The following is a 22,100-nucleotide window of genomic DNA, read 5'->3' as shown; positions in this document are numbered from 1 at the left end:
CTAGAGGAAGCCCGACCCTTTATGCAACTAGTTGCACAAACGTTGAGGGGTGACGCCAGCCACTCCGCGCCGACACTCCGCACCGGCCATGGCGGACGGTCAGCGGCTCTCCAGCCGCAGATGCAGGTCCCGCTCCTGGTCACCGGAGGCCGTGCAGGTCTCCTCGACGGTGAACAGCGAGTCCAGGGTGTGCCGGAACCGGTCCACGGCCCAGTAGCCGCCCTGGACGTCCGCCTGGACGGACGCGCCGAGATGGACCGGCGGGCAGCCCTGCCCACGGACGTCCGCGACGTCGTACGTGCCGAGCCACACCATCGGCCGGATCTCGTGGAGCTGCTGAGGGATCTCGTCCGGACCCCGGTCGGACGCGAAACAGGTGCGCAACGCGTCGAAGACGAGGCGGGCGTCCTCCTTGGAGCCGCTGATCTCCACCGTGACGTTTTCCGGATGCGACCGTGCCGTGTCGTTCATTGATCGCTCCTTTCCTGGCGGTGGAACGGGGTGCCCCGCCGAACGCCGAGCCGAACCACGTCCACCCCCAGGAAAGCACCGCCGGGCGTCCGGCACACCTCAGCCGCTCAGCCGCGGGAGAACGTGTACGTCTTGCTGTCCGTGAGGATGCAGAAGCCGGGAGACATCACGATCACGCGCAGGATGCCGGTGCGGCGGTCGTAGTCGAGGCCCTCCACCTCGAACGTGCCGGAGCAGGAGCTGCGCAGCGGCAGCTGGCGCAGGGCCGTGACATGGCCGGTGACGTCCCCGGAGCCGCTGGGCGGGGCCGACAGGTCGACCTGCAGCAGCGGCTTGGTCATGCCGAAGAGGCTGCCGTCCGGGTCGTCGGAGGAGCACAGCAGGGTGGTGGGGCCGGAGAAGTCACAGCCCTGGATGTCCCGGACGGGGTGGTCCAGGTTGACCGTGGAGGCCTGCGGGAGGTTCGCCGAGGGCGAGGCGCCCGGGTTGACACCGGGGGTCGGGAAGACCAGGAAGCGGTTCATCGTGCCCCACTCGCCCGAGAGCATCCACTGGCCGTCGGGCGAGATCGCGTCCCAGGAGTTGTTCAGGGCCTCACCCGGGCTCAGCGTGTGGACGTACTCCGACCAGGTGCCGTCGGGCGCCTGCACGCGGTACATCTTCGAGTTGCCGGAGTCCTGCTGATAGGGCTCGATGTAGTAGCCGTTGTACGAGGCGTCGGGGTCGCCGACGTGGTTCCAGCCCCGGCTGGAGACGCTGAGGGGGATGGTGCCGATACCGGTGTAGCGGTTGGGGCTGTTCGCCGGCACCTCCACGGAGGTCAGTCCCTGGCTCTCGTCCAGCGCGCGGGCGTGGTCGGAGCCGGTCTCCGTCCAGGTGTCGGCCGCGGCGGCGGGCGCGGGCACGGCGAGGGACACGACAGCGGTGGTGGCGAGGGTGACGAGTCCGGCGAGAACTGCGTGACAACGTTGCCGGGCGGACGCGGGCATGGCCGACTCCTCGAACGGGGCAGGGGCACAGGGCCCGGGGGCGGGAACACTCGGTCGGCGGACAGTCTGGCGTGGCGCGATAGTCATGTACAGGCCAATGCGGCAACATGAGCGTGAACTCTCCCGGTCCGCCGAAGAGGCGTGCAGGATGTCCGGGAAGGGGCCCGGCCCCTGCGTGACGGCTTCGGCGGACGTGCACCGCTGTGGTGAGAGATGGTGGAGGTAACCGGCGAGGCGTCGGAGAGTCGGGTGTGAGCGCGGTGGATCAAGGGGAGTCGGCACGGGGGACAACATGCCGTGCGGACGGGCGAAGGCGGTGCGTGGCATGAGTGCAGCCGGGGCTCCGGTGCCGGAGGGCGGCCCACCCGCGCGCGGACCGATGCGGCCCGGCGGTCTGCTCGACGTGCTGGGCGTGGCGTCGGTGGTGCTGGACACCGACGGCCGGATCGTGCTGTGGAGCCCGCAGGCGGAGGAACTGTTCGGATACACCGCGCGGGAGGCTCTCGGCCAGTACGCCGCCCGGCTCATGGTCCACGAACAGCATCTGGAGCTGGTCGGCAGGCTCTTCGCCGATGTCATGCGCACCGGGCAGAGCTGGGCGGGCGGCTTCCCGGTCCGGCACAAGGACGGCAGCACCCGCCTGGTGGAGTTCCGCAACATGCGGCTGCTGGACGACCGCGGTGAGGTGTACGCGCTCGGGCTCGCCGCCGACCAGTCGACCGTACGACGCCTCGAACAGGACGTGGCGCTGTCCGAGCGGATGGTGCAGCAGTCGCCGATCGGCTACGCCGTCCTGGACACCGGGCTGCGGTACGTCTCGGTGAACCCGGCCCTGGAGAAGATCAACGGTGTGCCGGCCGCCGAGCACGTGGGGCGGACCCTGCCCGAGGTCCTCCCCATGCTGAACTCCGAGCCGATGCTCACCGACGCCCGGCGGGTGCTGGACACCGGTGAGCCCGTGATCGACAACACCCTGGTCGGCCGTACCCCAGCCGACCCGGACGAGGACCACACCTGGGCGCATTCGCTGTACCGGCTGGAGGACGCCATGGGCAATGTGCTCGGTGTCGCGATCTCGGTGGTCGACGTCACCGAGCAGCACCGGGCCTCCCTGGAGGCGGAGGCCGCCCGGCGCCGGCTCGCGGTGATCGCCGACGCCTCCACCCGCATCGGCACCACCCTCGAACTGGACCGCACCGCCTGCGAGTTGGCCGAGGTCGCCGTGCCGGAACTCTCCGACGTGGCCGCGGTGGACCTGCTGGACTCGGTGGTGGAGGGCCGGCCCAGCACGCTCGGCCCCGCGGAGCCGGCGGTGATCCGGGCCCTCGCGGTGCGCCCGGCGGAGGACTCGGACGCCGTGCGGGCCGCCGACCCGCCGGGCCGGATCACCCGCTACGGGTCCGACCGGCTGATCACCGAGTGTGTGCGCACCGGCGAGGCGGTGCTGGTGCCACAGGTGAAGGACGAGGACCTGCCGCGCATCGCCCGCTCCGCCGAGGCGGCCGCGCTGCTGGGCCGGGCGGGACTGCACTCGTATCTCGCGGTGCCGCTGATCGCGCGGGGCGAGGTGCTCGGCGCCCTGGACCTCAAGCGCACCCGCAACCCGGAACCGTTCGGCGAGGATGATGTGCTGCTCGCCCGGGAGCTGGCCGCCCGCGCCTCCGTGCAGATCGACAACGCGCGCTGGTACCAGAACGCCCGCAACACCGCCCTCACCCTGCAGCGCAGCCTGCTGCCCAGCCGGCCGCCGGTCACGACCGGCCTGGAGGTCGCCTCCCGCTACCAGCCCGCCGGGGCCACCAGCGAGGTCGGCGGTGACTGGTTCGATGTGATCCCGCTGGAGGGCGGCAAGACGGCGCTGGTCGTCGGCGATGTGATGGGCAGCGGGATCAGCGCGGCCGCCACCATGGGCCGGCTGCGCACGGCGACGGCCACACTGGCCGCCCTCGACCTGGACCCGGCACTGCTGCTGGAGCACCTGGACAAGACGACCTCGGACCTGGACCACTCCATCGCGACGTGCGTGTACGCCGTCCACGATCCGTATCTGCGGCAGTGCCGGATCTCCAATGCCGGCCATCTGCCGCCGGCCCGGGTCCGTCCGGGCCGGCCGCCGGAACTGCTCGACCTGCCGACCGGGGTGCCGCTCGGCGTGGGCGGGGTGCGGTTCTCCACTGTCACCGTCGACTTCGAGCCAGGCGACGAGCTGGTGTTCTACACCGACGGTCTGGTGGAGACCCGCTGCCACTCCCTCGACGAACGTCTGGACTTCCTGCTGTCCCTGCTCGACGGCCACGCCGGCCGCCCCCTGGAGGAGACCTGCGACCTGCTGCTGCGGACCCTGCACCACCCCGACAACCACGACGACGTGGCCCTGCTCATCGCACGGGCGCAGCAACGGCCGCTGTGATCACGGCCGTATGCCGGTCAAGGTCGTATGCCGATCACGACGTGCGCGGACAGTTCCTCCGACACCGCCAGACGGGCCGTCAGGCCCGCGTCGGTGAAGGCCCGGACGGCGTCGGGTGCCTGGCGTTCGCTGGTCTCGGTCAGCACACAGCCGCCCGGCGCGAGCCACTCGGCCGCCCCGGCGGCCACCCGGCGCAACACGTCCAGGCCGTCCGCTCCGCCGTCCAGGGCGACGCGCGGTTCGTGGTCGCGGGCCTCGGCCGGCAGCAGGGGCAGCTCGGCGGTGGGGACGTAGGGCACATTGGCGGTGAGGATGCCGACGCGGCCGCGCAGGTCGGCGGAGAGCGCGTCGTAGAGATCGCCCTCGTGGGCCAGGCCTCCGTAGCGGGCGAGATTGCGCCCGGCACACCGTACGGCCACGGGGTCGATGTCGGCGGCCTGCACCTCGGCGCCGTCCAGAGCGGCGGCGAGGGCCGCGCCGAGTGCGCCGGAGCCGCAGCACAGGTCCACGACCACGGCCGCCCGCGGCGCCTGGGCCAGCGCCTGGTCGACCAGGAACTCGGTACGGCGGCGGGGCACGAACACGCCCGGTTCCACCAGGACGCGCAGCCCATGGAACCGGGCCCAGCCGAGGACCTGTTCGAGCGGGAGCCCGGCGACACGCCGCTCCACCATCGAGGTCACCTCGCCGGCGGTACGGGCGGTGGCGAGGATCAACTCCGCCTCGTCCTCGGCGAAGACGCACCCGGCGGCGCGCAGTGCGGCGACGACGGCGGAAGGGGAAACCGGGGAACCGGGAAGAACCGGAGAATCGGAGGAACCAGGAGAAGCAGGGAATCCGGGAGAGGGCATGGAGGCGGAGAGCCTTTCGGGAGCGCGAGACATCGAGGGCGCTCCCGCGGTCACCGCTGCCGGTGCACCGCGCCGTCCTGAGGAGAGAGCACCCCGGCTGACACAGCAGTGATGGGTCCCACCTCCTCGGCGCTCGGGGCCGCGACCGTCCGCGACCGGACGGCCACCATACCCCAACGCTCATCAGCCCTCCGGGCCCGGCGAGCCGATCGGCCGCCGGCCGCGCGGAGTTGCCGGAAAACCATGTGACACTCCGTTCGGCGCCCGGCTAGCATCGCCCCGATGATGACTCACGCCTCTCAGCGATTGGGGGTCCCGTCCGCGCAAGGTGAGCGCTGATGCTCCCTTCCTCCGCGTACGGGGATTCCCGTCTTTCCCTGTGGCTGCGTGTACGGACGTACGCCGTGCCACCGTCCATGATCGAGGTCGCCACCGGCCGCCGTACGGCCGGCGACTGGGCCGGGGCCTGCGCCGCCGCCCGGATCGACGTCGATCTCGATCCGGCGTCCGTCGCCCGCGCCCACGGCCGGGAGATCGCGACCCTGCTCCGCGCCGACCTCCGCTCGCTCGCCCCCGACCTGCTGCGCTGGCACATGCCGAGGATCGCGCCCGACGGACTGCTGCGCCCCGGGCTGACCCTCGCCCTGGCCCGGTACGAGCGGTGCGGCCGGGCCGGCCCGCTGCATCTCGTGGCCCGTACGCCGCCCGCCTGGGCGGACGCAGGACAGCGGATCAGCCTCGCGCTGTGGGATCCGGCGCGGCCGGAGAGCGGGCGCCATCCGCATCCCCGCCCGAACCGCCGCTTCCGGCTCGATCTGCACCGGCATCTGTGGGACGCCGGCCGGGCCGGGGAACTGCGGGCGCGTTCGGGTGCCGACGGTCCCGCGCCACCCGAGCACGATCCTCTGGGACTGGCGCCGCCGGACCTCGGCTGTGCCGTCGGCCGGTGGGCGGCCGAGGCCGGCGTCCTGCTGCGCACGGACGGCCCGGAAGGCCGCCTCGGCGCGCCGTTCGCCGTACGGATCGGCGGCCGGCGCCGCCTGGTTCTGGCGGTGGACGCGGGCGGTAGCGGTGCGCCGGGGCTCCGGGTCGTCACCGAGCGTCCGCCGGGCGGCCGGTCCGCCGTGCCGGTGCTGCCCGACGCGGCGACGTGGGTGACACCCGACCTGGAGCTGCTGCGTGCCGGGCTGCTCACGGCGGAGCGGCTGCATCCGCTGGTCGCGGCCGCGCTGGTGCCCGGCCACCGGGCATCGGGTGCGGTCCGCGACCAGGATCCGGTGGCGGGTGCGCGTCGGGTGGAATGCCGGGGAGCGACGCACCGGATCGGCCTGGTCGACGGCGTGCTGGTCCCGCTGGACCACGAGCCGGACGAGATCCGGCGCGAGGAACTGCTGGCCGCGCTCGGCGGGCCGCCACTGCCCTGTCTGCGGATCATCGACGAGGCGCACCGGGATCCGCACTGCCTCAGCAGTGTGCGGGAGCGGCTGGACCACGGTGACACGGACGGCGCCCTCGCCGTGGTCGAGGGGCTGCTGGGCCCCGCCGCGGTACTGCGCGCGGGGCCGCTGCGGGACGAACTCGCGGCGGCCGCCGAGCGCCGCATCGCCTACGGCCTGTACCGAGCCGGCCTGACCGGCTCCGGCCGCACGTCCACCGCACCGAGCCGCCGCACCGACCCCGGCCGCCGCCTCACCCGGCGGCAGGCCCGCACCGTCACGTTCTTCTGACGCCCGCGCACCTTCCGACCCCGAACTCCCTTCTCTCTCTTATGACTTCAGACTTCCGACTGCAGACGTCCGACTTCACACCCCAGGTGATGCCCTCATGACCTCGTACATCTCCGCACCCCTGCCCGCCGATCGGCCGGCCACCTCCCAACTCGACGTCGCCGAGACGCTGTTGACCCTGCTCCGCGACACCACCACCGAGCCACGCACCGACATCCAGCTTCAGGCGCTGACGCTGGCCGTGGCCGCCGATCTCCCGGTGCTGCTGTGGGGTGAGCCGGGCATCGGCAAGACCGCGGCGCTGACCCAGCTCGCGGCCACCCTGGATCTGCCGCTCACCACCGTGATCGCGAGTGTCCACGAGCCGTCCGACTTCTCCGGCCTGCCGGTCGTGGGCGACGATCCGGCGGTGCAGGGCGTGCCGCTGGCCCCGCCGGACTGGGCGGTGCGGCTCGTGCGGGCCGGGCGGGGGCTGTTGTTCCTGGACGAACTGTCCACCGCTCCCCCGGCCGTGCAGGCGGCGCTGCTGCGGCTGGTGCTGGAGCGGCGGATCGGCGCCCTGCGGCTGCCGCCCGGGGTGCGGATCGTGGCCGCGGCCAATCCGCGTTCCTCGGCGGCCGACGGCTGGGAGTTGAGCCCCCCGCTGGCCAACCGGTTCGTGCATCTGCAATGGGCCCACGACCACGACGTCGTCGTACGGGGCCTCGGTGGGACCTGGCCGCGCGCGACCCTGCCCGTGCTCGACCCGGAGCGGCTGCCGGCGGCGGTGGCCCACGCGAGGCGCGCGGTGTGCGAGTTCCTCGTCGCACGGCCGACGCTGGTCCACCGGCTGCCCGGCGGGGAGAGCCGCCGGGGCGGCGCGTGGCCGTCGCCGCGCAGCTGGGAGGCGACGCTGCGGCTGATCGCCTTCGCGACCGCGGCCGGTTCGTCCCGGGACGTGCTGTCGCTGCTGGTCCGGGGCACCGTGGGCGACGGCCCGGGACTGGAGTTGCTGGCGAGCCTGGACCGGATGGACCTGCCGGACCCCGAGACACTGCTCGCCGACCCGGCGGGTGCCGAACTGCCCGAGCGCGGGGATCTGCGGCAGGCCGTGCTGGACGGTGTGGTGGCCGCGGTCCGTGGGCGCCCGGAGCGCGCCCGCTGGGACGCCGCCTGGGCGGTGCTGGTGCGGGCGATGGAGACCGGGGCGCCGGACGTGGTGGTCGTCCCGGCGACCACACTGGCCTCGCTGCGCCGGGAGGACTGGGACGTACCGGCGGCGGTCGAGCGGCTCGCCGGAGTGGTGTCGCTGTCCCAGCGGGCCGACCGGGCCGCCCGCGGGGCCGCGCGGACCGCCGGGGCCCGCCGATGACGGCGCGGGCGCCCGGCGCGCTGGACCTCGGCAAGCTCTTCGCCGCACGGCTGCACGCGGCCCGTGTCCGGCCGTATCTGGCGACGGCGCTGTTCGCGCTGCGGCCGGTGGAGTCGCGCGAGGTGCCGACGATGGGGGTCGACCGGTACTGGCGCTGCTATGTGTCCCCGGCGTTCGTGGACCGCACACCGGTGGCGGAGCTGGCCGCGGTGTGGGTGCACGAGGTGGCACATCTGCTGCGCGACCATCACGGGCGCGGCGACCGGTACGCCCGTGAGCACCGGCTGACCGGTCCCGCGGAGCGGCTGCGGATGAACATCGCGGCGGACTGCGAGATCAACGACGACGTGTACGGGGACGGGCTGGAGCGGCCCGAGGACGCCGTGACACCGGAGCGACTGGAGCTGCCCGAGGGCCAGTTGATGGAGGAGTACCTGCCGCAGTTCCGCCTCGGGCCACGCCTGGAGCGCCTGGCCTGGCTGGACTGCGGCAGCGGCGCCGACGGGCTGGTGCGGGGGTGGGAGCTGGGGCCGGACGGCGCGCACGGGCTGAGCGAGCAGGAGCGGGACGCGATCCGGTTCCGGGTGGCGCAGGGCATCAAGGGCCACCCGGGCAGCGCCCCGCGGGGCTGGCGGCGGTGGGCGGAGGAAGTGTTCCATCCGCCGCAGCCGTGGCGCCAGTTGCTGGGCTCGGCGCTGCGTACGGCGATCTCGGCGGCGGGTGCGGGCGAGGACTACCACTACGGCCGCCCGGCGCGGCGCTCGGCCGGGCTGCCCCGGGTCGTGCTGCCGAGTCTGCGGCGCCGGCCGCCCCGGGTCTGTGTCGTCGTCGACACCTCGGGATCGGTCAGTGACGCCGAACTGGGCAGCGCGCTGCTGGAGGTGGCGGCGATCTCCCGGGCGGTGGGCGGCCGCCGGGACCTGGTCTCCGTGCTGTCCTGCGATGCCGCGGCCCAGACCGTACGGCCGCTGTGCGCGACCGAGGGCATCGAGCTGGTGGGCGGCGGCGGAACGGATCTGCGCACCGGGTTCGACCGGGCGCTGCGGACGCGCCCCGACGTGGTGGTGGTCCTGACCGACGGACAGACGCCGTGGCCCGCGCGGCAGCCGGCGTGCCGGACGGTGGTGGGGCTGTTCCCCCGGACCGGCGGGTCGTACGACGAGAGCGATCCCGCGTACCGGCCGGACGCGCCGCCGGACTGGGCGCGGGTGGTGACGATCGGGTCGGCGGCGGGATGACGGGATCACCTGCCGGCAGGGAGCCGCGCCCGTCGGTACCGGGCGTGCTCCCTGTCACTGGCCGGCCTCCCCCTGCCCGGCTCTCCCGGCCGCTCTCCTGGCCGGCCCTCCTGGCCGGCTTCGGGTCAGACGCCGACCGTCTCCTCGACTTCTTCCTCGATCTCTGCCTCGGCCGCCGCCTCGGTCTCCGGCCCGGCCGGCCGCGCGGGGGCCGGCACGGAGGCGGACAGCCGCGTGGTGGCCGGCGTGGAAGTCGGCGTGGAAGTCGGCGTGAAAGTCGGCTGCGGGGCGGTCTCGCCGTGACCGGCCGCGTGCCGGGCCCGCCGGGGCCGCTCGTACAGGGCCGCGATCCCGGTCACCACCAGGCCCACCAGCAGCCAGACCACGAGGGTCCACACAGTGCGCGCGAGACCGTCGTCGCCGAAGTACAGCAGACTGCGGATGCCCTCGACGAAGCCCGCGCCGTTCCAGAAGGCGTGCAGGGTGCCAAAGAAGCCGTTCTGCAGCTCGGGGCGGAACAGCCCGCCGGAGCTGGTGAAGTTGAGCATCACGAACAGCACCATCATGGTGAGCGTGGTCCACCGCTTGAGGAAGGTGTGCAGGCCGACGCCGATGAAGAGGATGCCGGCCGAGTACAGCCAGGCCATGCCCCACACGCCCGCGAGGTCATGGTGCGCGAGGTGGAACACCGGTCCGGCGAGCAGCGCGCCGATGCCGCTGACCGCTGCGGAGACACCGAGCACCAGCAGCGCCCGCACCCGCATGGCGAGTCCGGCGCCCGCGGCGCCGAGGGCGGCCACCGAGGCGTAGGAGCCGATACTGAGGGCGATCAGCAGGAAGAACAGGCCCTGCCCCGTGGGGTCGTCGGCGACCGGCGCGGCCACGTCGGTGACCTTCAGCGGCACGCCCTGCCCGGCGGCGACCGGGGTGAAGACCTTCTCGACGGCGGTCGCGCCCATGTCGGAGGCGGCGCTGGCCACCAGCAGCTCGGGGGTGTGTGCGCTCGGCACATAGGCGCCGGTCACATCGCGGGACGTGAGCAGGTCCACGGCGTCGGCCCGGGTGGCCACCGTGCGGACGTCGAGCTTGTCCCCGGCGGTGTCCTTGACCGTCTGGGCGAAGACCTTCGCCTGCGGGCTGGTGCCGACGACGGCGACGGGCAGATGGTGTGGCTCCGGGGTGACGAAGGCCCCCATGTAGGCGAGCCCCATGCCTATGCACATCAGCAGCGGGGTGATCAGGTGCGTGAGCACATGGCGCAGTGCCGGGGACCTCATCGCGAGCGACCTCCAATAGTTGGCTTATACAACCCTCACTCAAGTTGTACTATACAACTAGAACGTCGGAGGAGGTATTCCCGTGAGCGCAGCGGAGTCGGCCGTGGAGACGATCCAGCGCGAGATGACGATCTTCGCCCGCCGGGCCCGTGCCTCGGCGGGCCGTATGCACCCCGAGCTGTCCCTGGTGTCGTACACCCTGCTCGGCCACCTGGAGGAGCGCGACGGCTGCCGGGCGACGGACCTGGCGGCGCACTACGCGCTCGACAAGTCCACGGTCAGCCGACAGGTGGCCGCGCTGGAGCGGGCCGGGTTGGTCGAGCGCCGTGTGGACCCGGAGGACCACCGGGTCCAGGTGCTGCATCTGACGGACGCGGGCCGGGAGATCCTCGCCCAGGTCACCGACAGCCGCCGGGCCGCCTTCCGCGAACGGCTCGCGGACTGGCCGCAGGAGGACCTGGTGCGCTTCGCGGCCTACCTGGAGCGGTACAACGCGGGTCCGGGCGGAACCGGGTCCGACTGACCCGCGTTCCCGCAGGTCAGGCCACCGGTACCGCCGCCCGGTCGTCCGCCGTCCGCTCCGGGGCACGGGCCGCGAGGAAGGCCGTACGGCGGCGCAGCCGGAAGCCCAGGGACTCGTACAGCCGGATCGCGTCGGTGTTGTGGGCGCCGGTGTGCAGGAACGGGGTCTCGCCGCGCTCCCGTATGCCGTGCGCGACCGCGAGGATCAGCCGGGTGGCGAGGCCCTCGCCGCGGAAGGCCTGGTCGGTGCAGACCGCGCTGATCTCGGTCCAGCCCGGCGGGTGCAGCCGCTCCCCCGCCATGGCGATCAGTGCGCCGCCGCGGCGGATCCCGAGGTAGGTGCCGAGTTCGACGGTGCGCGGCCCGAAGGGGCCGGGCTGGGCGCGGGCCACGAGGTCGAGCATCTCGGGGACGTCCGCCGGGCCGAGCCGCACCGCCTCCGCGTCCGGCGCGGCAGCCAGGCCGTCGTCCACGAACTGCACGCCCTCGACCCGGAAGGTGATCTCCCAGCCGTCCGGCACCTCGCCCCGGTAGCCCGGCAGCGGGATCTCCGCGCCGGGACCGGCCAGCGCGGCCAGGTCCGCCCAGTCCCGCGCGTGCGGCTCGTCGGGCAGCGCCAGCCACGGCGACACGTCGACGGGGTAGCGCAGCACCCGGCCGCGCCGCTCGGCGAAGTGGGCGTGCGGGCCGGTCAGCGAGGCGAGGGCGGGGTTGTCCAGGATGTGCGGGGCGTCGGCGGGGGCCTGCCCGCCGACGCCCGGACCGGCTATGACGCTCACGCGTCCACCTCGATCACGAGCTTGCCGAGGGTGTGTCCTTCCTCGACGGCGCGCAGTGCCTCGCCGGCCCGCGCCAGCGGGAAGACGCCGGTGACATGGGTCTTCAGCGCGCCGCGCACGGCGAGGTCGGCCACCTCGTCGAGGACCGCGGCGGTGCGGGCGCGCTGGACGCGGTCGCCGCCCAGCGCGGCGACGGTCTCCTGCGGGGAGCCGGCGGTGACCAGCTTGCCGCGGTCCTTCAGCAGTTCGGCGGACTCGGTGAGGACCGGGCCGCCCACCAGGTCGTACACCCCGTCGATCCCGTCGCGGGCGACGGTGCGCACCCGCTCGGCCAGGTCGGGCCCGGCGGCCACGTGCACGGCGCCCAGCGACTCCACGAAGTCCTTCTTGCCCTCGCTCGCCACGCCGACGACCCGCAGTCCGAGGGCGCGGGCGATCTGTACGGCGGCGCTGCCGACCCCGCCGCCGGCGCCCGTCACCAGCAGGGTCGCGCCCCCGGGCAGGTCCAGCTGGCGGACCCCGTCGTACGCGGTGGCGGCGGCGACCGGGAGGGTGGCGGCGTCACGGAAGGACAGCGCGGCGGGCTTGTGGGCGGTCACGGCGGCGGTCAGCAGGGCGTACTCGGCGTATCCGCCGTGGGCGGTGCTGCCGAAGACCTCGTCGCCGACGGCGAACCCGGAGACGTCCGCACCGACCTCCGCCACGACGCCGGCCGCCTCGCTGCCGAAGACCGTGGGAAAGCTGCGTTCGCTCTCGCCGGGCCGGCGAAAGCCCTGGCGCAGCTTCCAGTCCACCGGATTGACGCCGGCCGCGCGCACCGCGATCAGGATCTCGCCGGGGCCGGGGCTCGGGCGGTCCACGTCGATCAGCGCCTCGGTCTCCGGTCCGCCGTGCCGTGTGTAGACGTACGCCTTGGGCATGCTCATTCCTCGCTTCTCTCGCGCTGTCACCGGTGTACCGGTGCCGGCATCGAGCGCAAAGGAGAAGCGCCGCAGAGGTATTCCCCTGGCTCGAAAGAGTTCATGAGTGCGCAATCATCCGGGCGGTGTCCGGGCGGTGACCAGGGACGGAGCACACGGAGCGACAGCGTACGGTTGAAGGATGAACGTCACGCGAGGCTTCACGGGCCGCCCGCGCGTCCACAACCCGGGGCTGCCGCCCGGGCAGTACGACGCGGGCGAGGACTGGCCCGTCCTGTCCGCCGAGGTCACCCCCGACCTCGCGCCGGCCGACTGGTCCTTCCGCATCGACGGCCTGGTCGAACGGCCGCACACCTGGGACTGGGAGTCCGCGCACGCGTTGCCGGCGTCGGCGTACGACGGGGACATCCACTGTGTGACCGGCTGGTCGAAGTTCGGTGTGCGGTTCGGCGGTGTCTCGCTGGACGCGTTCCTCGCTGTGGTGCGGCCCCATGTGTCCGCCACCCATGTGCTCGCCTCCTCCCACACGGGCTACACCGCGAACCTGCCGCTGACCGACCTCACCGGCGGGCGGGCCTGGATCGTCTGGGAGTACGACGGGAAGCCGCTGCCGTCCGAGCACGGCGGCCCGGCGCGGCTGGTGGTGCCCCATCTGTACTTCTGGAAGAGCGCCAAGTGGATCGCGGGCCTCACCCTCCTCGACCACGACGAGCCGGGTTTCTGGGAGCGCAACGGCTATCACGAGCGCGGCAACCCCTGGCAGGAGCAGCGGTACTCCGGTGACTGACAGAGTGACGACGACCGGCACGGCGCCGGCGGACCCGACGGCCCCGGTGGCCCCGGTAGCCCCGGTGGCCTCGACAGCCCCGGCGGCCGACGCCCGCGTTCGCGCCGCGCGGTTCGCGGTGCCCGGACGCATCGCGGTCAGCGAGCAGACGGCGGCGGTGTGGCAGACCGCCACGCTGACGCGGATCCGGCGCGAGACACCGCACACGGCCACCTTCCGGCTGGCGGTGCCGCAGTGGGCGGGCCATCTGCCCGGCCAGCACCTGATGCTCCGGCTGACCGCGCCGGACGGTTATGTGGCGCAGCGCCACTACTCGATCGCGTCGGCTCCGGACGAATCCGGGCACATCGAGCTGACCCTGGACCAGGTGCCGGACGGCGAGGTCTCGGGCTGGTTCCACACCGTGGCCCGCCCCGGTGACACGGTCGAGGTGCGCGGGCCGCTGAGCGGTTTCTTCGCCTGGCCGGGCGACCGGCCCGCGCTGCTGCTCGGCGCCGGCTCCGGGGTCGTCCCGCTGATGTCGATGGTGCGGCACCACCGCGGGCGCGGCCTGACGGTGCCGCTGCGCATGCTGGTGTCCGCGCGCAACCCCGAGGAACTGATCTACGCCTCCGAGCTGGGCGCGGAGACGACACCCGTCTTCACCCGGAGCGCGCCACCAGGTGTACCCGTGGGACGGCTGGCGGCCGCACATGTGGCGCCGCTCCTGGCCGAGCCGCCTTCTGGTGGGTGGGAGGCCTATGTGTGCGGCTCCAACGGGTTTGCCGAGCATGCGTCACAACTGCTGGTCGCCGCGGGACAGCCGGTGGACCGGATCCGTATCGAGCGCTTCGGCTGACTCGGGGTCGTACGCCGGGGTCGTACGCCGGGGTCGGTCGTGTGATCGTGGGGCGCGTGGCGGGTTCCCGCGCTCCAGGTGGGCTTGAACTCGCGGTACATGACGTGAGCGCGGGTGCTCCGTACGGGGTACGAGACGTGTGTGGACGCTCGTGTGCGTGAGCGGTGAGGGAGGTGACGGACCGGGCGACCGGTTCGCCGGCCCACCGCCGCGACGGTGCGAGGAGGTGGACATGCGTACCCGGGTGCGGGGCTGGCGCTGGCGGCGCAATCGCCTGCGGCGCCGCTCGGATGTCCTGGAGGCATGGACGATGCTGATCGTCACCGTCCTGCTGTTCGTCGTCGTACCCCTGGTCGGCGTGGCCGCGGGCCTGCGCGCCGATGACCACGCCGGGACCGTCGCGGCCGCGCAGCGGGCCGAACGCCACCGGATGCGCGCGCTGGTGACGGGCGACCGGACCGAGCCGCTGTCCGCCGTCGAGGGCGCCCGCGAGCGCCCCTACCGCGCCGAGGTCCGCTGGAGCGAGCCCGGCAAGGGCGCCCGCACGGCGTGGGCGCGGGTGCCGGCGGGGACCCGGGCCGGAGACACGGTCACGGTGTGGTTCGACACCCGCGGCCGTGCCGTACGGCCGCCGCCGGACCGCTCGACGGTCCTGCAGCACGCGGTGACGGTCGGGGTGTGCGCGGCGGGCGCCACGGCGGCCCTCGTCCTGCTCGGACACGCCGTCGAGCGCCGGATCGCGCTGCGGCACCGGCTCGCGGAGTGGGAGCGGGAGTGGGAGCGGACGGGTCCGCGGTGGACCCAGCCCCAGGCGTGAGGTGATCCGCCCGCCGACAGACGGCAACCGCTTACTGGCCAGTCCTCCGACCGCCCGCGTACCGTGAGCTGATGCTGCTTCCTCGCAAAGGCGGTTGTTGATGGCCCTGTTCGACATCCCCCTCGCCGAACTCCGCGCACACCGCAGCGAGTCCACGGAACCCGAGGACTTCGACGCCTTCTGGGACAAGACCCTTCAGGAGACACGCGAGCACGCGCTGGACGCACGCTTCGAACTGGTGGACACCGCGCTGTCCACGGTCGAGGTGTACGACGTGACGTTCGCCGGGTTCGGCGGGCACCCGGTCAAGGGCTGGCTGCGGCTGCCGGCCGCCGCGAGCGGACCCCTGCCGCTGGTCGTGGAGTTCATCGGCTACGGCGGTGGGCGCGGGCTCGCGCACGAGAACCTGCTGTGGGCGTCGACGGGCCGGGCGCACTTCGTGATGGACACCCGCGGCCAGGGCAGCTCCTGGGGCGGCGGCGGTGGTACGGCGGACCCGGTGGGCGCCGCGCCGGCGTACCCCGGCTTTATGACGCGCGGCATCGACGCACCCGAGAACTACTACTACCGCCGGGTGTACACGGACGCGGTGCGCGCCGTCGAGGCGGCCCGTTCGCATCCGCTGACCGACGCGGCGCGGACCGTGGTGCTCGGTTCGAGTCAGGGCGGTGGCATCGCCCTCGCCGTCGGCGCGCTGGTTCCCGGCGTGGTCGCGGTGGCGCCGGACGTGCCGTTCCTGTGCGACTTCCCGCGCGCGACGACCTTGACGGACCGTCATCCGTACCGCGAGATCGGCCTGTTCCTCAAGACGCACCGCGGCCGCTCGGCGGAGGTGCGGCGCACGCTGTCGTACTTCGACGGGGTGCATTTCGCGGCGCGGGGCAGCGCGCCGGCGCTGTTCTCCGCGGCGCTGGAGGACCAGACCTGCCCGCCGTCGACGGTGTTCGCCGCCTTCAACGCCTGGGCGCACGAGGACAAGGCGATCGAGGTCTACGACTTCAACGACCATGAGGGCGGCGGCCCCTTCCACGAGGCGGCGAAGCTGCGCTGGCTGCGGGCCTACGCCTGAGACGACGGGCCGGGCGAGGGGCTTGTCTCCCGCCCGGCCCGTGTCTCGCCGCACGGTGCGGGCCGTTACGCGTAGTGCGGGATGACGAAGTTGAACCCCTGCGCCTCGTGAGCGCCGCCGGCCGGACAACTGCCCTTGGCGGGGTAGCCCCAGAAGAAGAGGGCGTAGCACTTGTCGCAGAACGGCCAGTACGCCTGGGTCGCGGGGGTCTCGACCACATCATGGGGAAGGACGTAGTTGTGCCCCTTCGCCAGGTGGGAGCCGCCGGCGGGGCATCAGCCGCCTCCCGGGTAGCCGAAGTAGAACATGCCGAGGCACCTCTCGCAGGACCGCCAGGCGGCCTGTGCGGTCGGGGTCTCGGGCACGTCGTAGGGGATGCGGAACCGGTATCCCGCGACGGAGTGGCCGTCACTGGCGGCCGGGCATACGTCTACGTCCAGCCCGAAGTACACGTGGATCATCCCGTAGCAGCGTTCGCAGAAGCGCCATTCGTCGCGTCGTCGGCACGAAGGCGGGCCGCACGCGCTGGACGGTTCTGTGCCGCGTAGGCCGGCGTGCTGCTCGTCCCGGCGACGACGAGCCCGGCCAGTACGGCCAGCCCGCGCCGGGCGAAAGCCCGCCGATCCTGCTGTGCACCCGCGGCAGACGGCCTGACGATGATCGGGCACCTCGCGCTCCCCGCCGCTGCCGGTCGGCGGCCGGCGGCCGGCGGTCCTGATCGGCCCCAGGGGCCAGGCCCGAACGGCTTCCAGCGCCGCCGGGCCGATGCCCTCGCCGAACCGGGGTACGTGGCGCCGGCCTTCGGCCTGCTCGCCGAGTGCCCGCCCCTGCCGGACTGAGCTGACGGCAAGGGTGGGCCGGTTTCGGCCGAAACGTCGGAGCGGTCTTCCCTCGTGGTTTAGACCAATGCTAATTGTGGTCGCGCAATGAGCCCGCATGGCTACGTCTTGTCACTACAGGAGGGCGCGGCATGGCCCGCACCACCCCGCACGAACCCGCACCCAGCGACGACCGGCCCCTGTACGGACGGATCGCGGCGCTGCTGCTCGACGAACTGCGCGACGGCACCATTCCGCCGGGTGAACGACTGCCGGGCGAACGGCACCTGGCGGCGCACTTCCAGGTCAGCCGGGAGACCGTCCGGCAGGCGCTGGAGGTGCTCCGGCGCGGCGGTCTCGTGGCCACCGACCGCCGGGGCAGCCATGCCGCGCTGTCCGCCGAGCCGGTCGAGGCGCGGGGGACCCCGGTCTTCCCGCTGGGGGCCCGCTCGACCGACCCGGCCACGGTCGACCGGGCCACGGTGACCTGGGAGGCGCCGCCGCCGGAGCACGCGCGGGCGCTGGGCCTCGCGCCGCACCGGCCGACGCTGATGCACCGCTATCGTTCGGCCACACCGGACGGCCGCTCGCTCAGGACGGCGGTCACGTCGTTCTCGGCGGTGGCGCTGGCCGAGGTCGCGGAGCTGGCCCGATACCGGGGCCGGGCCGATGGCGCCACCCCGGCGCAGCTGCTGCGGGCCTACGACTGGATGCGCCAGGCCGGCCTGTGTCTGCACCACCGCGACTCGATCAGCCAGGTCGACGGGGCCGCCTCGGTGCGGGTGACCCGGCGCGTGCACGACCAGTACGCCCGGCCGCTGGAGATCACCGATCTGGTGGTGGACGCCGAACGGGACACCCTGGTCTACGAGTTCACCCTGCCGGCGGCGGGCTGAGTGCGCCGGGCCACCACCAGCCGGGCCCGTGGGCTGCCGTCGCCCCGGCGCCCGAACTCGGGCAGGGCGTACAGGTCGACGGCGAACCCGGCCCGCCTCAGCTCCCCGAGCACGAAGCCGAGTCCGAAGGTCCGGTAGTACATGACGAAGGGCGGCCGCCACAGCGCGTTGCGCACCCGCATCACCGTGTCGAAGCCGAGCAGCATCCAGAAACCGGCCCGCGTGGGACGGGGCGGGGCGAGCACCGGGAAGGCGAACCGGCCGCCCGGCCGCAGGACGGAGTGGACCTGGGCGAACAGCCCCGGCAGTTCACGCGGCAGGAAGTGACCGAACGCGCCGAAGGACACCACGAGATCGAAGGCGGCCCGCAGCGGCAGGGCCCGGGCGTCGCCGCGCACCCAGGCGACCCCGGGGCCGCCGGCGGGCCGCACCCGGCGCCGGGCGACGTCGAGCATGCCCGCGCTGAAGTCGATCCCGGTGACGCTGCGGCGGCACAGCCCGGTCAGCGCCTCGGCGCCCGCGCCCGTACCGCAGCACAGGTCGAGCCCGTCCTCGAACGGGCCGAGCGGGACGAGCGCCTTCGCCACGGAGCCCAGCACCTCGTCGGGTGTCCGGAACGGCGTGTGGTCGAACTTGGGGGCGAGCAGGTCGTAGCCGTGCTCGACGGACGACAGCGCCTGTGCGGCGAGTTCACGCAGGCTGGGGCCTTCGGGACCGAACATCTGCTCAGCCTAGGGCCACCCGCCGGCGCAGCACCGTGAGGACCCGTTCGCACCAGCGCACGTTCTCCTGCTCGAAGGAGATGCCCGCCATGAGGGTGAGGTACGGGCCGACGCGGTCGGTCTCGCGTAGGTACTCGTCCTCGGTGCGGCCGTCGAGGAGGCGGCTCTGCACCCGCCGGTAGCGGTCGAGTTTTCCGCGGGACCAGCCCATGCGTTCCTCGATCAGCGCGCGGGTCGCCTCGGGGTCACCGCCGTCCATCGCCTGGATCTTGATGAGCAGTTCGTCACGGACGGCCATGGGCCGCTTCGGGGGCTCGGCGGCGAACGCGCCCAGCTCGGCCCGGCCGGCCTCGGTGAGCGTGAACATCCGCTTGTTCGGCCGCCGTTCCTGCTGCACCGTCCGGGCCCGGACCAGTCCGTCCTGGGCGAGGCGCTCCAGCTCGCGGTAGAGCTGCTGCGGGGTGGCGGGCCAGAAGTTCGCGAGCGAGACGTCGAACCCCTTCGACAGCTCGTAGCCCGAGGCCTCGCCCTCCAGCAGGGCGGCCAGGACGGCGTACTTGAGCGACATATGGACAGGTTAACAGCCGTTGATTAATCTCATCCACACCTATTCAATTAATTGACTATGCGAGGTGGTCCGATGCACGCGTTCCGCAGGGCGGTCGAGGCCGGCGACATCGACGCCGTCGAGGCGCTGCTGGCCGAGGACGTCGTCTTCACCAGCCCGGTCGTCTTCAAGCCGTATCCGGGCAAGGCGATCACCGCGGCGATCCTGCGCGCGGTCTCCCAGGTGTTCGAGGACTTCCGGTACGACCGTGAGATCGGCGATCCGGCCGGCCCCGACCACGCGCTGGTCTTCACGGCCCGGGTGGGCGACCGCGAGCTGACCGGCTGCGACTTCATCCATGTGAACGAGGACGGTCTGATCGACGACCTCATGGTCATGGTGCGCCCGCTGTCCGGCGCGCACGCCCTCGCCGAGGCCATGGGTGCCCGGTTCGACGACATCGCGAAGGAGGCGGAGGCGCGGTCGGCGTGAGCGCGTCCGTCAGCCCTTCAGCTGCCCCAGCGTGGCCTTGGCGTCCTTCTTCAGCCACCCGTCCACCTCGCTGAGCGAGGGCGGGTTCTTGTCCTGGTCGTACGAGGTGAAGTAGACGCTGTAGCTCATCGTGTACGTCACCCAGCCGTCGCGGACGGCGAGCGTGGCGTAGCGGGAACCGCTGGTGGTGGAGCCGCTGCTGGTGTCCTGGCTGACCAGATAGGCCTCGTCGCCGATGCCGCCGACCGCGGAGACGTCGTAACCGGTGTGGCTGTCGCCGTAGTTCTTCCACATGGCCGTGAACTCCGGCCCCGGGTCCGTCTTCTTGTGCAGGTCGAGCTGCATGGACAGATAGGCGTCGGAGTACGACGAACCCGTCTTCTTCAGGCCCAGGCTGCAGTAACCCTCGTCCAGCGCCGGGTTCTTGAGGGAGGTTTTGGTCGGCGAGGAGCCGCTCTCGGGGTACTCGGCCTTGAAGGAGGAGTAGTCGGCGCTGGAGCACAGGTTGCCGGGCGCCTTGTAGCCGCGCAGGTCCGCGCTGTCGCTCTTGCCCCCGAGCAGGAAGACCCCGCCCGCCCAGGCGGCGGAGGCGACCACGGCGCCGACCGCGGCCCACAGCACCGCCCGGCCCGCCCCGCCACCGCCACCGCCACCGCCACCGGACGGCGGCACGGGCACCGCGGCACCGAACTGGGGCGCCTGGGTGTAGGGGTTGCCCGGCTGCGGCTGGCCGAACTGTCCGGGCTGGCCGAACTGACCCGGCTGGCCCGGCAGGCCCGGTGCGGGCTGCGCAGCGGGCTGGCCGATCATCGTGGGCTGTGCGTAGAAGTTGCCCGCCGGCGGGGACTGCGGGTTGGGGTAGGGATAGGCCGTCGGCTGCGGCGGAGTGGCCGGCTGCTGGGGAGTCGGCTGGTCGCTCGGCTGCGGGGGCTGCGGTGGCGTGGACATGGCTAGAACATAGTCCACGGTTGACGGTCAAGTACCCGGACGTCCGGGATCGTTATGGTCTGCAGACATCTGTTGCGATTCCCTGACCTGGTCGAGCCGGACCGGAAGGATGCGCACGCTGTTGCCGACGAATCCGGCGTGCGGGGCCAGGTCCGCGTCGGCGGCGGCGAGTTCGAGACCGGGGAAGCGGGTGAAGAGCCGCTCCAGCGCGATACCGGTCTCCAGCCGGGCCAGCGGCGCGCCGAGGCAGTAGTGCGCCCCGTGCCCGAGGGAGAGATGGCGTACGGCGTCGGGGCGGGCCGGGCGTGTGACGTCGAACCGGTCGGCGTCGGGGCCGTGTGCGGCGGGGTCGCGGCCCGCCGCGGAGTAGCCGGCGAGCACGGGGGTGCCGGCGGGTATCCGGGTGCCGTCGACGGTCAGATCACGCACCGGGTAGCGGAACGGGAAGTAGCTCACCGGGGCGTCCCAGCGCAGGGTCTCCTCCGCCACGTCGGCCCAGCTCGCCCGGCCCGCGCGCACGAGGTCGAGCTGGTCACGGTGGGCGCACAGGGCGCGTACCGCGTTGGTGATCAGGTTGAGGGTGGTCTCGTGCCCGGCGATGATCATCAGCAGGAGGGTGCCGATCAGCTCCTCGTCGCCGAGCCGGTCGCCGCCCTCGTCCCGGGCGGCGATGAGCGCGCTGGTGAGGTCGTCGGCGGGCGCCGCCGCCTTGGCCGCCACGATCTCACCGAGGATCGCCACGAGTTCACGGTTGGCGGCGATGGCGTCGGCGGGCTCGCTGTCGGTGGCCACGACCCGGTTGCCGAGGTGGTGCAGCCGGTCGCGGAACACGACGTCCACGCCGAGGAGTTCGCAGATGACCCCCATCGGCAGGGGCAGCGCGAAGTGCCGGCGCAGATCGGCGACACCGTCCCCGGCCGCCGCGGCACGGGCCAGGTCGTCCAGCAGATGCGTGGTCAACTCCTCTATGCTGGGGCGCAGTTGCTCCACCCGGCGTGGCGTGAAGGCCCGTCCGGCCAGGGCTCGCAGCCGCCGGTGGTCCGCACCGTCGGCGGTGGTCATGCCCCGCACGGTGGCGAAGGTGAGCAGCGACCAGCCGGCCGGTATCCGCCCTTCCCGCAGCTCCGTGAAGTGGTGTGCGTCCTTGGCGACTTCGGGATGCTGGAGGAACTCCTTCAACGCCTCGTGCCCGAGTACGGCCATGCCCCCGATCCCGCCTGGCAGTTCCACCGGGGCCACGGCACCACCCGCCAGCAGCCGCGCGTTGACGGCGTGCGGGCAGCCACCGGAGGGATCCAGACGGTACGGGGGCCGGGCGGAGGAGGTCTCCACGGGTGCGTCTCCTGACGGTCGGGACGATCCGGGGCGGGAACAGCCACGGACGGTTTCATGTTGACGGACACAGCGGCACGGGTATAGTGCGATCAGCGCATGTGCGTGTCCCGTCGTACGGACACCGATGCCGCCGCTTCTCCATCAGCCCCTCGGCCGAGGCTTTCGACCGGCCCCGGGCTTCTTCTCTGCACCACCTCGTGACCAGGGCTTCTGTGCCGTGTCCGAGGTGCCGTTCCCGCCGCCCGGAGGCAGCTGTCAGCGCCTCCCGCTCGCGGCCTCTCCCCCCTCCCCTCTCT

Annotated in this window: 23 protein-coding genes and 1 pseudogene; 12 read left to right on the top strand and 12 right to left on the bottom strand. The window is 73.0% G+C overall.

Going from position 1 to position 22,100, the window contains the following annotated elements; translation table 11 throughout:
* Positions 1-99 precede the first annotated feature (99 nt).
* Positions 100-471, bottom strand: coding sequence for a hypothetical protein (locus tag IE277_RS15065; RefSeq protein ID WP_189952501.1), 372 nt, complete (start codon positions 469-471; stop codon positions 100-102).
* 107 nt (positions 472-578) lie between these two features.
* Positions 579-1,460, bottom strand: coding sequence for a hypothetical protein (locus tag IE277_RS15060; RefSeq protein WP_189952499.1), 882 nt, complete (start codon positions 1,458-1,460; stop codon positions 579-581).
* Positions 1,461-1,785: 325 nt separating this feature from the next.
* Here IE277_RS15060 and IE277_RS15055 point away from each other — a divergent pair, with 325 nt between their 5' ends.
* Positions 1,786-3,870: a SpoIIE family protein phosphatase gene (locus IE277_RS15055; RefSeq protein WP_189952497.1), complete on the top strand. Its 2,085-nt coding sequence runs from the start codon at positions 1,786-1,788 to the stop codon at positions 3,868-3,870.
* A 17-nt stretch (positions 3,871-3,887) separates the two neighbouring features.
* On the opposite strand, the gene IE277_RS15050 is transcribed toward IE277_RS15055, so the two are convergent.
* Entirely contained in the window at positions 3,888-4,754 is an 867-nt protein-coding gene (locus IE277_RS15050) for a putative protein N(5)-glutamine methyltransferase (RefSeq protein WP_373310784.1), read from the bottom strand.
* A 305-nt stretch (positions 4,755-5,059) separates the two neighbouring features.
* On the opposite strand from IE277_RS15050, the gene IE277_RS15045 reads away from it, so the two are divergent.
* From IE277_RS15045 to IE277_RS15035, 3 genes are all read left to right on the top strand, one after another.
* A complete protein-coding gene (locus IE277_RS15045) occupies positions 5,060-6,448 on the top strand; it encodes a hypothetical protein (protein ID WP_189952495.1) in 1,389 nt (462 codons plus the stop codon).
* A 97-nt stretch (positions 6,449-6,545) separates the two neighbouring features.
* Positions 6,546-7,799, top strand: a complete 1,254-nt coding sequence (locus IE277_RS15040) for an AAA family ATPase (protein WP_189952492.1) — start codon at positions 6,546-6,548, stop codon at positions 7,797-7,799.
* Positions 7,796-9,037 (top strand): vWA domain-containing protein, encoded by a 1,242-nt coding sequence (locus tag IE277_RS15035; protein ID WP_189952491.1) that lies wholly within the window; start codon positions 7,796-7,798, stop codon positions 9,035-9,037. The genes IE277_RS15040 and IE277_RS15035 overlap by 4 nt, the downstream gene beginning before the upstream one ends.
* 125 nt (positions 9,038-9,162) lie before the next feature.
* Here the strand turns inward: IE277_RS15035 and IE277_RS15030 are convergent, their stop codons facing one another.
* Complete coding sequence (locus tag IE277_RS15030; protein ID WP_189952489.1) at positions 9,163-10,314, bottom strand: ABC-2 transporter permease; 1,152 nt, start codon at positions 10,312-10,314, stop codon at positions 9,163-9,165.
* A gap of 124 nt (positions 10,315-10,438) precedes the next feature.
* Between IE277_RS15030 and IE277_RS15025 the strand changes: the two genes are divergently transcribed.
* A complete protein-coding gene (locus tag IE277_RS15025) occupies positions 10,439-10,837 on the top strand; it encodes a MarR family winged helix-turn-helix transcriptional regulator (protein ID WP_229881530.1) in 399 nt (132 codons plus the stop codon).
* Positions 10,838-10,853: 16 nt separating this feature from the next.
* Here the strand turns inward: IE277_RS15025 and IE277_RS15020 are convergent, their stop codons facing one another.
* Together IE277_RS15020 and IE277_RS15015 are read right to left on the bottom strand one after the other, a co-directional pair.
* The gene (locus tag IE277_RS15020; protein WP_189952485.1) at positions 10,854-11,615 is read right to left on the bottom strand and encodes a GNAT family N-acetyltransferase; all 762 of its coding nucleotides are present in this window, start codon (positions 11,613-11,615) and stop codon (positions 10,854-10,856) included.
* Positions 11,612-12,535 carry an NADP-dependent oxidoreductase gene (locus IE277_RS15015; RefSeq protein WP_189952604.1) on the bottom strand — a complete coding sequence of 308 codons (924 nt, stop codon included), beginning with the start codon at positions 12,533-12,535 and terminating at the stop codon, positions 11,612-11,614. Before IE277_RS15015 ends, IE277_RS15020 begins: the two co-directional genes overlap by 4 nt.
* Positions 12,536-12,716: 181 nt before the next feature.
* Between IE277_RS15015 and IE277_RS15010 the strand changes: the two genes are divergently transcribed.
* The 4 genes from IE277_RS15010 to IE277_RS14995 all read left to right on the top strand — a co-directional run bounded on the left by IE277_RS15010 (position 12,717) and on the right by IE277_RS14995 (position 16,046).
* Complete coding sequence (locus tag IE277_RS15010; protein WP_189952484.1) at positions 12,717-13,322, top strand: sulfite oxidase-like oxidoreductase; 606 nt, start codon at positions 12,717-12,719, stop codon at positions 13,320-13,322.
* Positions 13,323-13,440: 118 nt separating this feature from the next.
* Positions 13,441-14,160 (top strand): ferredoxin reductase, encoded by a 720-nt coding sequence (locus IE277_RS15005; RefSeq protein ID WP_189952602.1) that lies wholly within the window; start codon positions 13,441-13,443, stop codon positions 14,158-14,160.
* A 232-nt stretch (positions 14,161-14,392) separates the two neighbouring features.
* Positions 14,393-14,977, top strand: coding sequence for an Rv1733c family protein (locus IE277_RS15000; protein WP_189952482.1), 585 nt, complete (start codon positions 14,393-14,395; stop codon positions 14,975-14,977).
* Positions 14,978-15,077: 100 nt separating this feature from the next.
* Positions 15,078-16,046 (top strand): acetylxylan esterase, encoded by a 969-nt coding sequence (locus IE277_RS14995; RefSeq protein WP_189952480.1) that lies wholly within the window; start codon positions 15,078-15,080, stop codon positions 16,044-16,046.
* A 65-nt stretch (positions 16,047-16,111) separates the two neighbouring features.
* On the opposite strand, the gene IE277_RS14990 is transcribed toward IE277_RS14995, so the two are convergent.
* Both IE277_RS14990 and IE277_RS14985 read right to left on the bottom strand, forming a co-directional pair.
* On the bottom strand, positions 16,112-16,264 hold the full coding sequence (locus tag IE277_RS14990; protein WP_189952478.1) for a hypothetical protein: 153 nt from the start codon (positions 16,262-16,264) through the stop codon (positions 16,112-16,114).
* Between the two features lie 57 nt (positions 16,265-16,321).
* Positions 16,322-16,507, bottom strand: a complete 186-nt coding sequence (locus tag IE277_RS14985; RefSeq protein ID WP_189952477.1) for a hypothetical protein — start codon at positions 16,505-16,507, stop codon at positions 16,322-16,324.
* Between the two features lie 195 nt (positions 16,508-16,702).
* Between IE277_RS14985 and IE277_RS14980 the strand changes: the two are divergent.
* Positions 16,703-16,855, top strand: a pseudogene (locus IE277_RS14980) (dienelactone hydrolase family protein); the annotation flags it as partial.
* A 161-nt stretch (positions 16,856-17,016) separates the two neighbouring features.
* On the top strand, positions 17,017-17,760 hold the full coding sequence (locus tag IE277_RS14975) for a GntR family transcriptional regulator (protein ID WP_189952476.1): 744 nt from the start codon (positions 17,017-17,019) through the stop codon (positions 17,758-17,760).
* Here the strand turns inward: IE277_RS14975 and IE277_RS14970 are convergent.
* Entirely contained in the window at positions 17,730-18,482 is a 753-nt protein-coding gene (locus tag IE277_RS14970; protein ID WP_189952474.1) for a class I SAM-dependent methyltransferase, read from the bottom strand. The genes IE277_RS14975 and IE277_RS14970 overlap by 31 nt on opposite strands.
* A gap of 4 nt (positions 18,483-18,486) precedes the next feature.
* On the bottom strand, positions 18,487-19,050 hold the full coding sequence (locus IE277_RS14965; protein ID WP_189952472.1) for a PadR family transcriptional regulator: 564 nt from the start codon (positions 19,048-19,050) through the stop codon (positions 18,487-18,489).
* Positions 19,051-19,122: 72 nt separating this feature from the next.
* On the opposite strand from IE277_RS14965, the gene IE277_RS14960 reads away from it, so the two are divergent.
* Positions 19,123-19,521, top strand: a complete 399-nt coding sequence (locus IE277_RS14960) for a nuclear transport factor 2 family protein (RefSeq protein ID WP_189952470.1) — start codon at positions 19,123-19,125, stop codon at positions 19,519-19,521.
* 9 nt (positions 19,522-19,530) lie between these two features.
* Here IE277_RS14960 and IE277_RS14955 read toward each other — a convergent pair whose 3' ends face one another.
* Positions 19,531-20,469: a hypothetical protein gene (locus IE277_RS14955; protein ID WP_229881463.1), complete on the bottom strand. Its 939-nt coding sequence runs from the start codon at positions 20,467-20,469 to the stop codon at positions 19,531-19,533.
* 27 nt (positions 20,470-20,496) lie between these two features.
* Positions 20,497-21,801 carry a cytochrome P450 family protein gene (locus IE277_RS14950; RefSeq protein WP_189952468.1) on the bottom strand — a complete coding sequence of 435 codons (1,305 nt, stop codon included), beginning with the start codon at positions 21,799-21,801 and terminating at the stop codon, positions 20,497-20,499.
* Positions 21,802-22,100 lie beyond the last annotated feature (299 nt).

It is taken from the genome of Streptomyces alanosinicus, assembly GCF_014650595.1.
GTDB lineage: Bacteria > Actinomycetota > Actinomycetes > Streptomycetales > Streptomycetaceae > Streptomyces > Streptomyces alanosinicus.
This window is presented reverse-complemented; position numbering and strand designations above follow the sequence as displayed.

Excerpts from the sequence above, each read along its gene's own strand:
- IE277_RS15000 (WP_189952482.1), top strand. The coding sequence starts at position 14,393 with ATGCGTACCCGGGTGCGGGGCTGGCGCTGGCGGCGCAATCGCCTGCGG.
- IE277_RS15030 (WP_189952489.1), bottom strand. The coding sequence starts at position 10,314 with ATGAGGTCCCCGGCACTGCGCCATGTGCTCACGCACCTGATCACCCCG.
- IE277_RS15010 (WP_189952484.1), top strand. The coding sequence starts at position 12,717 with ATGAACGTCACGCGAGGCTTCACGGGCCGCCCGCGCGTCCACAACCCG.
- IE277_RS14975 (WP_189952476.1), top strand. The coding sequence starts at position 17,017 with ATGGCCCGCACCACCCCGCACGAACCCGCACCCAGCGACGACCGGCCC.
- IE277_RS15035 (WP_189952491.1), top strand. The coding sequence starts at position 7,796 with ATGACGGCGCGGGCGCCCGGCGCGCTGGACCTCGGCAAGCTCTTCGCC.
- IE277_RS14955 (WP_229881463.1), bottom strand. The coding sequence starts at position 20,469 with ATGTCCACGCCACCGCAGCCCCCGCAGCCGAGCGACCAGCCGACTCCC.
- IE277_RS14995 (WP_189952480.1), top strand. The coding sequence starts at position 15,078 with ATGGCCCTGTTCGACATCCCCCTCGCCGAACTCCGCGCACACCGCAGC.
- IE277_RS15045 (WP_189952495.1), top strand. The coding sequence starts at position 5,060 with ATGCTCCCTTCCTCCGCGTACGGGGATTCCCGTCTTTCCCTGTGGCTG.
- IE277_RS15050 (WP_373310784.1), bottom strand. The coding sequence starts at position 4,754 with ATGTCTCGCGCTCCCGAAAGGCTCTCCGCCTCCATGCCCTCTCCCGGA.
- IE277_RS14960 (WP_189952470.1), top strand. The coding sequence starts at position 19,123 with ATGCACGCGTTCCGCAGGGCGGTCGAGGCCGGCGACATCGACGCCGTC.
- IE277_RS15025 (WP_229881530.1), top strand. The coding sequence starts at position 10,439 with ATGACGATCTTCGCCCGCCGGGCCCGTGCCTCGGCGGGCCGTATGCAC.
- IE277_RS15065 (WP_189952501.1), bottom strand. The coding sequence starts at position 471 with ATGAACGACACGGCACGGTCGCATCCGGAAAACGTCACGGTGGAGATC.
- IE277_RS15060 (WP_189952499.1), bottom strand. The coding sequence starts at position 1,460 with ATGCCCGCGTCCGCCCGGCAACGTTGTCACGCAGTTCTCGCCGGACTC.
- IE277_RS15040 (WP_189952492.1), top strand. The coding sequence starts at position 6,546 with ATGACCTCGTACATCTCCGCACCCCTGCCCGCCGATCGGCCGGCCACC.
- IE277_RS14965 (WP_189952472.1), bottom strand. The coding sequence starts at position 19,050 with ATGTCGCTCAAGTACGCCGTCCTGGCCGCCCTGCTGGAGGGCGAGGCC.
- IE277_RS15055 (WP_189952497.1), top strand. The coding sequence starts at position 1,786 with ATGAGTGCAGCCGGGGCTCCGGTGCCGGAGGGCGGCCCACCCGCGCGC.
- IE277_RS15015 (WP_189952604.1), bottom strand. The coding sequence starts at position 12,535 with ATGCCCAAGGCGTACGTCTACACACGGCACGGCGGACCGGAGACCGAG.
- IE277_RS14985 (WP_189952477.1), bottom strand. The coding sequence starts at position 16,507 with ATGATCCACGTGTACTTCGGGCTGGACGTAGACGTATGCCCGGCCGCC.
- IE277_RS14970 (WP_189952474.1), bottom strand. The coding sequence starts at position 18,482 with ATGTTCGGTCCCGAAGGCCCCAGCCTGCGTGAACTCGCCGCACAGGCG.